The organism is Streptomyces sp. NPDC057617, from assembly GCF_042800555.1.
Lineage (GTDB): Bacteria > Actinomycetota > Actinomycetes > Streptomycetales > Streptomycetaceae > Streptomyces.
The window spans coordinates 1,129,035-1,141,655 of the sequence record NZ_JBHVGV010000001.1 but is presented as its reverse complement, the minus strand read 5'-3'; the positions used below and the strand labels follow the sequence as shown (position 1 = coordinate 1,141,655).

Genomic DNA, 12,621 nt, shown 5'->3' with positions numbered 1-12,621 from the left:
TGAACTGGCCCGGGGGACACGAGTCCGGCCGGCCGCGGCGGCTCGGGCCGGGCGGCCGGTGGGCGAGAGCTGCGGTTTTCACGGTGACCAGCGCCGTACTTGCGGCAGTTGGGCATCACCTTGCGTCGGAGGAACCCGTCCCGTGGCCCCGGCTGCTGGCCGCCGCGGCAGCGATCGCGTTGGTCTCGTCCGTCGGAGCGGGGAAGGCCCGGTCGTGGTGGACGGTGACGGCCGTTACGGGTGGAGCACAACTCGCCCTCCACACAGCGCTGTCCGCACCCGCCGCGCCGGGCCACGGCCATGCCCACGGACATGCCGGGTCAGGCGCGGGTTACGCGGCGTACCACGGCGCGACGGCGATGACACTGGCACACTGCGGGGCCGCCATCGGCGTGGCCCTGTTGATGTACCGCGCGGACCGGGCGCTGAGCGGGCTGCCCTGTACGGTCGGCCGCTGGGCCAGAGCCGGGATGGCGCTCGTCGCCGCCGCCCTGGGGCGCCGGCCGGCCCCGCTCCGTACGGTCGCGTCCGTACGCCGGTTCCCGCAGTACGCCGCGACGGCACCCGGCGCCGAGGCGCTGCTGTCACATGTGGTCGAACGCCGGGGCCCTCCGGGCAGCCGGGCAGGAGAGGCGTTCCCCTGACCCGGCGGGCCGCCCGTATCCGGGATGAGTCCGCCCGTACCGAGAGAGCCCGATCATCGTGAACACATCATCAATCGCCCTTGTCCTGCGGCGCTGCGCCGTGACGACGGCCGCCGCCGTGGTCGTCCTGGCCGCGGCGGCCGGGCCCGCTGCCGCGCATGCCGAGGTCACCGCTTCCGACTCGCGGGCCCTGGCCGAGAACGTCACACTGAGTTTCACCTCGGAGGCCGAGAGGAGCGAGGCGGGGATCAAGGAACTCAGGATTGTCCTGCCCCAGGGCATCGCGCCGGACATGGTCGCGCTCAAAGAGGCACCCGAGGGGTGGAAACTGACGGCGACCGCCGACGGATACACCGTGGGCGGTCCCGCGCTCGCGGCGGGAACGGACGCCGAACACAGCGTTACGGTACGGCAGTTGCCGGACGCGAAGTCGCTGGCGTTCAAGACCGTCGAAACGTACAGCGACGGCGACATCTCCCGCTGGATCGAGGTGCCCGGCGACGGCGAGAAGGTGGAGAACCCGGCGCCGGTACTGGAACTCGAAGCGGCGGCACCGGGAGCCACCCCCATCGCCCCGAGCCCGAGCCCGAGCCCGACACCGGAACCGAGCGTCAGCTCCTCCTCCCCGGCTTCGTCCACGACTGCTCCCACCGCCACGGCGAAGACATCCGCCGACGCGTCAGCGGCAGAGGACTCCGGCAGCAACACCGGAGTGATCGTCGCGGCGATCGCCGTCGTGATCGTCCTGGTCGTGGGCGCCGGGGTGTGGTGGGTACGGCGCGGCCGTAGCCAGGCGTAGGCGCCCGAGGGTGCTGGTGCGCGACCGCCCGGCGCGCACCAGCACCCGCCTGCGCCGTGTCCGTACCCGCTACGTCACGCCCGTACCACGGCGGGAGTTGCCACACCGAGGTGCCCGCCGCGGGCCAGGGCCGCGACCGCCGTCGCGCACCCCGCCCCGACCAGCGCGAGGACCACCCACGGCAGCGCGGCGAAACCGGTGTGGCGGCCGGCGTCGACGACAGCGCCCGTGGCCAGATTCCCCACGGTGATGCCGATGCCGCAGACGGTGTTGTAGAGGCCGTAGTGGGTGGCGACCCACCGCCCGCCGGACAGGGCGACGATCGTGTCCATCTCGAACGGATACAGCACCGCGGTAGCCGCCGCCAGCAGACCGGCGCACACCACCAGCGGCACCATGACCAGCACGGCCCCCCAACCACCCCGCGCGGGAACGGCACTTGAGGTGAGGGCCGGGGGCAGGAAAGCCACCGCCATGAGTGCGAGCCCGGCGACCAGACAGCGATGAGGCGTCCACGTACGCTGACACCACGCGGTGATGCGCATCTGTCCGGCGAGTGCGACCAGACCGGAGACGACGAACAGCGCACTGGTCGCCGCGATGCCGTACACACCGTCGCCCACCAGGCGTTTCGTCTCCAGTGGCAGCGCGAGATACATCTGGAACGACAGGACGTACGAGCCGGTCATGGCGGCGGCGAACAGCCAGAAGGGCCGGTTGCGCAGCACCGTCGCCGCCTGCTCGCGCCAGGTCGCCTCCTGTCCGCCCGAGGCCCTCTCCCGTACGGGCAGCCGCCGCAACTGCAACAGCGTCAGCACCGCGAAGAGCGCCGCCGCCACCGCGCAGGTGACCGGGAACGCCACAGCGGTCAGCGCCAGTCCGATCAGCGGGCCGAGCAGCACTCCCGCCTGGTAGAAGACATTGAAGAGCGCGAACGCCTCGACGCGACGCTCACCCGCCTCGGCGGCGAGATACGCGCGGACGGCGGGATTGAACAGGGCGCCGGCCAGACCGGTCGCGGCCGAAGCCGCCAGCAGACCCGGCAGAGAGTCGGCGACGGCGAGCCCGGCGAAACCGACCGTACGAAGCGCACACCCGGCGATGATCAACGGCCGGTGGCCGAGCCGGTCGGCGAGCATTCCGCCGATGAGGAACATGCCCTGCTGCGACAGGTTGCGCATCCCCAGGATGAGCCCGACCGCCCAGGCGCCCAGAGCCAGCGAGCCCGACAGATGAGCGGCCAGATAGGGCATCAGCATGTAGAAGCCGAGGTTGATGGTGAGCTGGTTCACCAGCAGCAGCTGAACGGTGGCATCGAACGAACGGGCCTTCTTCCAGGTCGAGTTCACCGCCGGCTCCCTTCCACCACCGTGGTGGCGGACAGCGGATCGACGACCGTGGAGCAGCGCGTCCACCGGGTCACTTCCGCTTCGTCGGGCCGGGAGACGACCGCCGGCCCGATGGGTTCTTCCGTGAGGAGGAGACCGTGGGCCCGGCAGTAGTCGTCGTTGAAGACCGTGTCGAAGTAGCGGTGCGGTCCGTCGGGGAAGACAGCGGCGACGCGGGTCCCTTCGGGTTGTGTACGGGCCAGCCATCCGGCCACCAGGGCGACCGCGCCCACACTCCAGCCGCCGGTGGCGAACTGCCGCGCGGCCAGGCGCCGCGCCGACCAGACGGCCTCGGCGGGGGCGACCCAGTGGACTTCGCTGAAGGCGCCGTAGTCCACATTGCGCGGATAGATGGACGAGCCCAGCCCGCGCATCAGCCGAGTGCGGGCGGGCTGGCCGAAGATCGTGGACCCGACCGTGTCGACTCCGACGAGCCGCATCGCGGGCATACGGGCGCGCAGACCGCGGGCGATCCCGGCCGAGTGGCCACCGGTGCCGACCGCACACACCAGCACATCGATGCGCTGCAACTGGCCGGCGAGTTCGTCGGCGAGTCCGGTGTACGCGGCCACGTTGTCGGGGTTGTGATACTGGTCCGGGCACCACGCCCCCGGGTACGCGGCCAGGAGTTCGGCGACCCTCTGACGGCGCGCTTCCTGCCAGCCTCCTTCCGGATGAGGCCGGTCGACGACGTACAGCGTGGCCCCGTGAGCGGCGAGCATCCGCTCCACGATCGGTTCCATGCCCGGGTCGGTGACCAGATGCACCGGATGCCCGTGCAGCACCCCGGCCAGGGCAAGGCCCAGGCCGAGAGTGCCGGAGGTCGATTCCACGACCGGGGCACCGGGACGCAGGTCTCCGCGCTCACGGGCCCGGGCGACCATGTGCAGGGCGGCCCGGTCCTTGATGCCGCCGGGGTTGAAGCCTTCGAGTTTCGCCCAGAACCCTTCGGGCGCGGTGGTGAACGGTTCGTCCACCCACAGCACGGGCGTGTTGCCGACAGCGCCCAGCACACTGCGAGGTGAGCTGATTGGCCGTACGGGCAGGGGGAGTTCAGTCATTGTGCGGTTGGTGTCCTTCGTACGACCCGGGGCACACCGCGGTGACGCCACCTGCCGGCAACGCACCGCGTCACCCCAGGAGAGGAGCGATCGGGGCCGTCAGGCCGCCCGTCGGCGGGCGGCACATCGCCGCACACCGGAGCAGCCGGGCCCGGTCACGTCCTGGACACACACCCCTGACTGAGCACTTCACGCCCGCCCGCGGCGGGAGGCCCGCGCCGCGGCGCGCCGGCGCACAGAGGCGAGCCGGTCACCCGCGGCCGGTCGCCGACCGTTGCGGAAAGGGCCTGGAGCGGCTGGCGTTCATCCACCTGCCCGGCGAGATGGTGTTCGGCCACCGGAGCGCAGGAAGGATCCGGTTCGGCACACTCCGACGAAAGCTCCGAGGCCGAGGCCGCCGGACGGTCGGAACGGGGATCGAGCAGCCGGTGATGCCCACCGCTGTCACAGCCGCCGATCAACAGGGCAGCCAGAGCCCCCAGCAGCAGGGCGACCACCCATCTGCCGTGCTCACGGAAACACTCCGACTGAATTCGCACAGTGACGCACACGCTACCGTGCGTGGAGGCCGGCGATGGCGAGGGGAGCCGCCGAACGGGTGAGGGAGCAGCGGACGCGCAGGGTGTCCGTACCGAATTCCCCCTCGCGGGCAGCGAGTTCGGCCCCGGGTTCGGCCCCGCACCGGAATGAGCACATATCGTGGATACGGCTGACCGCCGGCCCCGGCCTCGGTTATATGTGTGCCATGACTGTGCCAAGGGACCTGGACGAAGTGCGGGACGAACTGCGCGCTGCTCTCGACCGGTGCGAGGCGTGGCTGCGCGCCGCGTCCGACGCTCCCGAGACCCCGGCGGGATGGCCGGAGGACCTTCTCGGTGACGCCGACACGGTGAAGCGGCTGCGCACACGGGCGGCCTCGGCGCTGATCAATGTGGCGCTGCTGGGCGCCTTCTCGTCCGGCAAGAGCTTTCTGCTGAGCGGTCTGCAGTCCGGTCTCGAACTGGTCGAGGTGCCCACCGGCGACGGCCGGACCGCGGACAAGTTCGTGGGACTGCTGCCCTCCTCCCCGGCACCCACCACCGCTTGTCCCGCCAGTGTGGTCCCGGTGGACGGCCAGTCCGCCGTCGACGCTTCGGGCACCGGCTATCTGCGGGTCCGCTTCACCGACTCGCCGGAGGACGAGTGGGAGGACGTCGGCAACTCACCGGCCCCCTCAGTGGTGGCCGCGTACGCGATGCAGGACGCGGATGTGACGGACCGGCTCAGGGAGCACCGGGGCCGTGAGGTCGCCGAGCTCGAAATCATGCTGGCCGGTGCCAGGCTTCCGGCGAAGCTCTACGACCTGCCCGGCTACGGTTCGCCGAACCCGGTCCACGACGAGATCGTGCGCGCCGCGATGGCCGACGCGGACTGCTTCATGTACGTGTCGCACGCCACCCGGACCCTCTCGGAGAGGGACCTCGACCTGATCCGCTTCCTCTACGACCACTATTTGCTGTCGGGGAAACGGGTGGTGTGGGTCGTCACCGCCATCGACGCGGCGTCCAATCTCGATCTGCGGAACGATCCGGAGTGGAAGGCGAGCATCGCCCGCAACAACGCCTATCTGAGGGACAACTTCAAGCTGCCGGGCGGCCGGCCGGATCTGGGCTTCATCGGTGAGGGCTTCCTGCCGGTCTCGCCCGCCCTGGAGGCCCGCGCGGTCAAACTCAGTGAGGACGGGGACGAGGCCAAAGCGCGACGGCTGCGCGCGGAAGGCCGGATGGACACACTGCACCGGGCGATCGAGGAACTGATCAACAGGGGTACGGGCACCCGCCATATCGCCGCCGTCGCGGCGGAGGCCCGGGTCCTGCTCACACCGCGGCGCCAGTTGCTCGACGAACGTCTGAGTACCGAACGTCTGGAGATCGACGAACTCAAGGAACTGCTGACAAGTCAGCAGCAGCGCATGGAGTCGCTGGACTCGGCGCTGCCGCGGCTGCGCGAGGACCTGGAGCGCAAGCTCCAGAACCGTATCGCGCGGTCCGTCCGTCCCTTCAGCCGGCTGGCCGGCCATCTCCACGGCGAACTGGACGCCACGATCAAGGCCACCGACCTCACCAAGCCGGCCAGGGCGAACGAGATCCAGGTCTCGAAGGCACAGGCGCTCCGCACCTGGCTGGAAGGCCCCACCGGTCCCGCGACACTGTGGACCGAGCAGTTCGCCGCCTTCAAACAGGACGTCGTCCAGACGGTGGAACAGGCTCTGGGCGACCAGGAACTCGCAGGACGGCTCCCGGAGTTCAGCCTCGACGTGGCCGGGCTCTCGTCGACGCCCCTGCCGGCCCGGCGGCCGGCCAGCCGCCACGACGTGGTGCAGCGGGCGGCGGCACTGGTCGGTATCGTCACCCCCGTCGCGGCGAGCGGTGGCTGGCTGTACGGTCTGGCCGCGGCCGGCACCATCTTCCCGCCCGCCGGTCTGGTCGCCGGGGTGGCCGCCGCGGTCTATCTCGTGATTCAGCGCCGGAAGGGCGCGATCAGCTCGCTGGAGGCTCTCCAGGACGAGTGGATCAGCGCCATGGACGCCGAAGTCACGGCGGTGATGGACCAGTTCACGCTTGCCACGAGCGTGCAGGGTACGGATGTCATCGACCATCTGGCGGACAATCTGGCGCAGTACCGCGAGCAGCTCGAACAGTCACGTGATCTCGTACGGGAGCGCATCGCGAACCCCGAGAACCAGGTCCGGCAGGGTCTCATCGACGAACTCGAACCACTCTGCACCGAGGGGCGGCTTCTCGTCGACACCCTCCGGGGTTTCGAGGCGGACTGACGGCGTACCCAACCGCGGGGGTGACTTTCCTGGAGGGAGACGGATCTGCGCCGACGCCTACTATGGCTCCGCGTACTCGGTGAGGGAAGGAAGACAACGGCCATGCGGCGGCTGGGGCATCTTGAGGCGGAGATCATGGACCGCCTGTGGACATGGGACCGTCCGGCCACGGTGCGCGAGATCGTCGACGACATCAATGAGACCCGGCCCGTCGCGTACACAACGGTGATGACCGTCACCAACATCCTGTTCACCAAGGGCTGGCTGCTGCGCGACCGACAGGGCCGCGCCTGGCTCTACACACCCGCGCGCAGCCGGGAGGCGTACGCCGCCGCGCTGATGGAGGACGGACTGGAAACCAGCCGGGACCGCCCGGCGGCGCTGATGCACTTCGTCGAGAACATGACCCCCGAGGAGATCGACGCCCTCCACAAGGCGCTGCGGAGCGTGGGACGACAGGCCAGGCCGTGAACGCGGTTCCCGCGCTGACCGGGTACGCGGCGGTGGTCGGCGTGGTCGTGCCCCCGTTGCTGCTGCGCAGTGCCTGGCCCCACCGGATTCCCGTGCTGGGGGCGGTGGTGTGGCAGGCGCTGGCGGTCTCGTTCTCGATCGCGGTCGCGCTCGCCGCGGTCGGCCTGGCCGTACCGACCGAGCATCTGCACGCCGGACTCGTGGGCGTCCTGCACCACTGCGGTCTGCACCTGGGCACGGGCCGGCCCGATCCCGGTACGGCGGACCGGCTCGCCGTCGCACTGCCGAGCGCCGTCTTCTCGGTGCTGGCCGCGAGCTTCACGTTCCATCTCGTACGCGCACGACGCCTGCGGGACCGGCACAGGGACGCCGTGGACCTGGTGGGGCGTCATTCGGCCCGGCTGCGTGCCACCGTACTGCCGTACGAGAGACCGGCAGCCTACTGTCTGCCGGGGCGCCGCCCCCGGATCGTCATCAGCGACGCCGCCCTCCGTGAACTGTCGCCCGAACAGCTCGACGCCGTTCTGGAGCACGAGCGCGCCCATGTCGCGGGCCGTCACCATCTGGCGCTGGCGGCCATGGAGGCGTTCCACTCGGTCTTCCGCCGTCTTCCACTGGCCCGCCTGGGCAGGGAACAGACGGCGCTTCTGCTGGAGATGGCCGCGGACGACCGCGCGCTGCGCAGCCACCCGCACGAGGTGCTCGCCACCGCGATGTACGAGATGGCGGCGGCCCGGGCGCCGAGGGGAGCGCTCGCGGTGGGCGGCGGGAATGTCGCGGTCCGCATGAAGCGGATCCTCGTCCCCCGCAGTGCACCGCACCCCGCCGTCGCGTGGGCAATCGCCGCGCTGGCCACGGTGGTTCCCGTACTGCCGTTGCTGGTCGCCTGCTCTCCCGGCCTCGGCTGACCTCTGCGGGCCCGGAGCCGGGACCGGGACCGGGGCCGGGGCCGCGGCCGGCCGTCAGCCGATGCGGACGCCCCACATGAACGGCATACCGCTCCGGGCGATCGATTCGTACCGCACCTGGGCGCCCGGCTTCGGCGAGTGCAGGATCTGCCCGTTCCCCGCGTAGAAACCGACATGGCTCAGGTCCGTACGCATGATGATGAGATCGCCGGGCTTGAGCGCGCTCAGGGAGTTGATCCGGGTGCCGACGTTCGCCTGGGCCTGTGACGTACGGGGGATCGACACTCCCGCCTGGTTGAACGACCAGGAGGTCAGCCCGCTGCAGTCGAAGGAGTTCGGTCCCGTCGCGCCCCATACGTAGGGCATCCCGACCCGGCTCTTCGCCGCTTCGAAGGCCGCGGCGGCCCGCTGGGAGGCGCTGGCCTCGTTGCCCAGTTGCACCCGCTCGCTGGACCGGTTGGCGCGCTCCTCCTCGGCGGACCGTTCGGCCCGCTCCTCGGCCGTGAGGGTGTTGAGCAGCCGTTGCGCCTGTGCGAGCTTGCCCTGGATCTCCTTCTTCCTGTCCCCGAGTTCCTCGCGGGTCTCCTGGAGGTCCTTGAGCTTCTCCGAGGCCTGGCTGCGCTGTTGCTGGAGATCACGCTGCTGCGACTGGTACTGGTTGAGCGCGGTGATCTGCCGGGCGCTCAACTGGTCGAGCGCGGAAGCGTTGTCGAGGTAGCCGTCCGGATCGGACGAGAGCAGAAGCTGGACGGACGGGTCGAGCCCGCCGGTCCGGTACTGGGCCGCGGCTATCGAACCGAGCCGGGTCCGCAGGTCGTTGAGATCGCTCTGCTTGCGCGCGGCGGTGTCCTGCAGATCATCCACCTGCTTCTGCAGGACGCCGGCCTTCTCCTTCGCCCCGTTGTACTTCTCGGTGGCCTGTGTGGCCTCCTCGTACAGCCGGTCGATCTGCGCCTGGACACCCTTCTTGTTGGGGTCCGGCAGCGGATCGGCCGAAGCCGACTGTGCCGTCACGGCGACGGCCGCGGCGGCCGTCGCCGTGACAACGGCCGCGTAGGCCTGGCTGGTCTGCTTGGGACGACGGTGGGACGCCACTGCGGCGGTCTCCTTCTGATCGATCTCACGAAGGCTTGTGGGTTAATACTATAGAGCTTAGTTCTTTAGTAACAAGGCGGGCGATGGGCGGGGCGGTTCGTTGGGCTCGGCTCCCGGGGGTCGGATTCCGTTGTTCTCAGTAGTCCTGACCCCTGTTCATGTTGTGTTCGGTTTGATCTTTGACACTCGGCCATCGCCCCCCAGTGTTTGTTGACGAGAGGTTTCACCGTGACGGACAAGAACATCGAAGACCCTGAGCAGACGGCGATCTCGCGGCGCCGGCTGGTCAAGTTCGCGGGTGTGGGGGCGACGTTGGCCGCCGCGACCCCGCTCGTGGGAGCCGGTACGGCGTACGCCCACGACAACGACGACCGCAAGCAGGAGAAGTCCGGCGACTCCGGCAAGCGGGTGTGGCGTGCCGGTGATCACCATGTGCACTCGGAGTACAGCGGTGAGTTCGACACGTCGACGAACCCGCCGACGTTCCACAAGGGCGCCGACGCGGTCTACCCGATCGTCACCAACGCGATCATGGCGAAGAACTTCGGTCTCACCTGGGTGATGTGCACCGACCACGGTGGTCCGACGCACTCCAAGGTGAACCTGGAGCAGGCCTACCCCGATCTGCTGCGCTCGCGTGTGCTGGTGCCCGAGGTCCTCCAGTTCTGGGGGATGGAGTTCGACGCCCCCGCCCTGGACCACCACACGCTGATGATTCCCCACCACAGCGACGAGGCGCAGCAGCTCTTCGAGCTGGAGAGCCGCTTCGCCAAGCATGACGCCTTCCCCGCCGATCCGGGCCGGGACACCGAGGCGAAGATGATCGAGTTCCTGAAGGCCGCGAAGGACATGCGGCGCAAGCCGCTGGTCATCGCCCACCACGCCTCGCGCTCGGCGACCGGTCTCGGTGTGTACGGGCAGGACACCCCGCGTGAGTTCCGCAACGGCAACAACGTCGCGCCGGAGATCTACGTGGGCTTCGAGGGCGCGCCCGGTCACCAGGCCGGTCCGCTCAACGGCGGTGCGCGCGGCGGGTACGGCAACTACCCGACGCACGGTGGCTTCGACCAGATGACGGCGCGTGTGGGCGGGCTGTGGGACTCGCTGCTCGGTGAGGGCCGGCGCTGGTGGATCACCGCGACCTCGGACTCGCATGTGCACTGGACCCGCGGCGGCTCCGACTTCTGGCCGGGCGAGTACAGCAAGACCCATGTGCTGGCCCGGCAGGACTACGCCGACATCATGGACGGGCTGCGCAACGGCCGCGTCTGGGTCGGCACCGGCGACCTGATCACCAGCCTCGACCTGACGGCGAGCAACCGCGGTGACGAGGCCGCCATGGGCGAGACGCTCACGGTGAGCCGCCGTAACCGTACGGACGTCGAGATCGAGATCCGGTTCCGTCCGCTGGAGGGCAAGAACGGCAACGGCGACCGGCCCGAGGTCCGCCGTGTGGACCTGATCACCGGTCAGATCACCGGCCCGAGCGCCAGCCTCGACACCGACACCAACCCGACCACCAAGGTCGTGGCACGGTTCGGCCCGCGCGACTGGCGCAAGCAGGGCAAGGAGTACGTCATCAAGCACACCCTGCGCAACGTCGAGGGCGACCTGTACGCCCGCGTCCGCGGCACGAGCACCGACGAGGCGGAGCCGCTCGCGGACGGGCTGGAGAGCCCGTGGGACGACCTGTGGTTCTACTCGAACCCGGTCTTCGTCCACGTCCGCTAGTTCCCGGACACGTAGGTCAAGTCCGACGGCCACGGGTGCCCGATCACGATCGGCCACCCGTGGCCACCGCCGGGTCGGACACGGCCTAGCCTCTGGAGAGCGGCAGCCGGACGGGCGGCGGGAGCGGGGCCGGGACGGGGTTCGCCCGGAACGACTGGATCATCAGGGCCGCGAAGCGGCGCGACGCCGCCACCCTCATCTCGGGCGACTCGGCGCGGATGCCTTCGTTCGCCATCAGCGCCAGGCTGATGTCCTCCAGTACGAAATCCCCCCGCAAGGAGCCCGCTCCCTTCGCGCGCCGTACCAGTTCGAGCAGCAGACGCAGCGTGCGGTCGCGGTCCGCGGCGAAGTCGACCGCTTGAGGGAGCTGCGAGGTGAACGCGCGGGCGAAGCCCCGGTCGAGGGCGTGCATCTCCATGAGCTTCTCGATCACCAGGCAGAACCCGTTCCACGGGTCGCCCGCCGCCAGCCCCTCCTCCACGACCGCCGAGCAGGACGCCATCTGCTCGGCGAAGGCCTCGGTCAGCAGCGCTTCCTTGGTCTGGAAGTGCCGGTAGACGGTCGCGACACCGACCTCGGCGCGCCGGGCGATCTCCCGGATCGGTACGTCGAGGCCCTCCGCGGCGAAGGCCGCGCGGGCGACCGCGAGGATGCGCTCGCGGTTGTCGCGGGCGTCGGAGCGGAGCTTCGTTACCACTTCGGCCGTCACCTCTCTCACTTTAGCCAAACGGACGGGGTGCTCCGTTACGGTCCGGCGCATGAGAGCGATTCAATTCACCGAATACGGCCCGCCCAGCGTTGTGCACGTCGCCGAGGTGGCGGCGCCGCACGCCGGACCGGGCGAGATCCGTATCGCCGTACGGGCCTCCGGAATCTCGCCCGGGGAGACGCTCATCCGCTCAGGGACGCTGCGTGACATGGTGCCCACGACGTTTCCGTACCGGACCGGATTCGACGCCGCGGGCGTGGTGGACGAGGTCGGCGACGGTGTCACGGGCGTGAGCGTCGGCGACGAGGTGTTCGGCTTCGCCGCCATGGCCACGCGCGGCGCCAACGCCGACTTCGCGGTCCTGGCCGCCTGGGCGCCAAAACCGGCCGCGTGGAGCTGGGAGGAAGCGGGCGGCGCGGCGGGCGGCGTCGAGACGGCCACCCGGGTCCTCGACCGGCTCGCGGTCGGCGCCGGGCACACCGTGCTCGTACAGGGCGCGGCCGGTGGGGTGGGCACCGTCGCCGTACAGCTCGCCGCCGCCCGCGGCGCCACCGTCATCGGTACGGCGAGCGAGCACAACCACGACTTCCTGCGCTCCCTCGGCGTGGAGCCCACGACGTACGGTACGGGGCTCGTCGACCGGGTCCGCGCGCTGGCACCGGCCGGGGTGGACGCGGTGTTCGACTGCGCCGGAGGGGCGCTGCCGGACCTCATCGCCATCGCCGGCGACCCGGCGCGCGTGGTGACGATCGCCGACTTCACCGCGGCGGCCCACGGCGTACACATGTCACACGGAGCCCCGGCCGACGACACGGGCGCCGCCGTGGGAGCCCCCGCCGACCCGCCGGCCGTGCACGGTCTCGCGATCGCGGTCACGCTCGCCGCCGAGGGCCGGCTGCGGGTGCCGGTCGCGGCGGCGTTCCCGCTCGCCGAGGCCGCCGCCGCGCACGAACTGAGCGAAACCCGCCATGCCCGCGGAAAGATCGTGCTGGTGAACTGA

Annotated in this window: 11 protein-coding genes; 7 read left to right on the top strand and 4 right to left on the bottom strand. The window is 70.4% G+C overall.

Annotated elements, in window-relative coordinates; all coding sequences use genetic code 11:
* Nucleotides 1-83: 83 nt before the first annotated feature.
* Both ACFU9P_RS04945 and ACFU9P_RS04940 read left to right on the top strand, forming a co-directional pair.
* Nucleotides 84-644, top strand: coding sequence for a hypothetical protein (locus ACFU9P_RS04945; RefSeq protein WP_384077807.1), 561 nt, complete (start codon nt 84-86; stop codon nt 642-644).
* A 58-nt stretch (nt 645-702) separates the two neighbouring features.
* Nucleotides 703-1,443, top strand: a complete 741-nt coding sequence (locus ACFU9P_RS04940; protein ID WP_384077806.1) for a DUF1775 domain-containing protein — start codon at nt 703-705, stop codon at nt 1,441-1,443.
* Between the two features lie 74 nt (nt 1,444-1,517).
* Here the strand turns inward: ACFU9P_RS04940 and ACFU9P_RS04935 are convergent, their stop codons facing one another.
* Both ACFU9P_RS04935 and ACFU9P_RS04930 read right to left on the bottom strand, forming a co-directional pair.
* Nucleotides 1,518-2,792, bottom strand: a complete 1,275-nt coding sequence (locus ACFU9P_RS04935; protein WP_384077805.1) for an MFS transporter — start codon at nt 2,790-2,792, stop codon at nt 1,518-1,520.
* Nucleotides 2,789-3,892 carry a PLP-dependent cysteine synthase family protein gene (locus tag ACFU9P_RS04930; RefSeq protein WP_384077804.1) on the bottom strand — a complete coding sequence of 368 codons (1,104 nt, stop codon included), beginning with the start codon at nt 3,890-3,892 and terminating at the stop codon, nt 2,789-2,791. Before ACFU9P_RS04930 ends, ACFU9P_RS04935 begins: the two co-directional genes overlap by 4 nt.
* A 745-nt stretch (nt 3,893-4,637) precedes the next feature.
* On the opposite strand from ACFU9P_RS04930, the gene ACFU9P_RS04925 reads away from it, so the two are divergent.
* From ACFU9P_RS04925 to ACFU9P_RS04915, 3 genes are all read left to right on the top strand, one after another.
* Nucleotides 4,638-6,707: a dynamin family protein gene (locus ACFU9P_RS04925; RefSeq protein ID WP_376379236.1), complete on the top strand. Its 2,070-nt coding sequence runs from the start codon at nt 4,638-4,640 to the stop codon at nt 6,705-6,707.
* Nucleotides 6,708-6,809: 102 nt separating this feature from the next.
* Nucleotides 6,810-7,178, top strand: coding sequence for a BlaI/MecI/CopY family transcriptional regulator (locus ACFU9P_RS04920; RefSeq protein ID WP_376379233.1), 369 nt, complete (start codon nt 6,810-6,812; stop codon nt 7,176-7,178).
* Entirely contained in the window at nt 7,175-8,086 is a 912-nt protein-coding gene (locus ACFU9P_RS04915; RefSeq protein WP_384077803.1) for a M56 family metallopeptidase, read from the top strand. Before ACFU9P_RS04920 ends, ACFU9P_RS04915 begins: the two co-directional genes overlap by 4 nt.
* Nucleotides 8,087-8,140: 54 nt before the next feature.
* Here ACFU9P_RS04915 and ACFU9P_RS04910 read toward each other — a convergent pair whose 3' ends face one another.
* Nucleotides 8,141-9,181 (bottom strand): NlpC/P60 family protein, encoded by a 1,041-nt coding sequence (locus ACFU9P_RS04910; RefSeq protein WP_376379227.1) that lies wholly within the window; start codon nt 9,179-9,181, stop codon nt 8,141-8,143.
* Nucleotides 9,182-9,409: 228 nt separating this feature from the next.
* Between ACFU9P_RS04910 and ACFU9P_RS04905 the strand changes: the two genes are divergently transcribed.
* Nucleotides 9,410-10,912: a phosphoesterase gene (locus ACFU9P_RS04905; protein WP_376379224.1), complete on the top strand. Its 1,503-nt coding sequence runs from the start codon at nt 9,410-9,412 to the stop codon at nt 10,910-10,912.
* An 85-nt stretch (nt 10,913-10,997) separates the two neighbouring features.
* Here the strand turns inward: ACFU9P_RS04905 and ACFU9P_RS04900 are convergent, their stop codons facing one another.
* Complete coding sequence (locus ACFU9P_RS04900) at nt 10,998-11,621, bottom strand: TetR/AcrR family transcriptional regulator (protein WP_384077802.1); 624 nt, start codon at nt 11,619-11,621, stop codon at nt 10,998-11,000.
* Between the two features lie 49 nt (nt 11,622-11,670).
* On the opposite strand from ACFU9P_RS04900, the gene ACFU9P_RS04895 reads away from it, so the two are divergent.
* Nucleotides 11,671-12,621 carry an NADP-dependent oxidoreductase gene (locus ACFU9P_RS04895; RefSeq protein WP_384077801.1) on the top strand — a complete coding sequence of 317 codons (951 nt, stop codon included), beginning with the start codon at nt 11,671-11,673 and terminating at the stop codon, nt 12,619-12,621.

What these genes read in the sequence shown, in the direction of transcription:
- ACFU9P_RS04930 (WP_384077804.1), bottom strand. Translation starts at nt 3,892, where the DNA reads ATGACTGAACTCCCCCTGCCCGTACGGCCAATCAGCTCACCTCGCAGT.
- ACFU9P_RS04925 (WP_376379236.1), top strand. Translation starts at nt 4,638, where the DNA reads ATGACTGTGCCAAGGGACCTGGACGAAGTGCGGGACGAACTGCGCGCT.
- ACFU9P_RS04920 (WP_376379233.1), top strand. Translation starts at nt 6,810, where the DNA reads ATGCGGCGGCTGGGGCATCTTGAGGCGGAGATCATGGACCGCCTGTGG.
- ACFU9P_RS04895 (WP_384077801.1), top strand. Translation starts at nt 11,671, where the DNA reads ATGAGAGCGATTCAATTCACCGAATACGGCCCGCCCAGCGTTGTGCAC.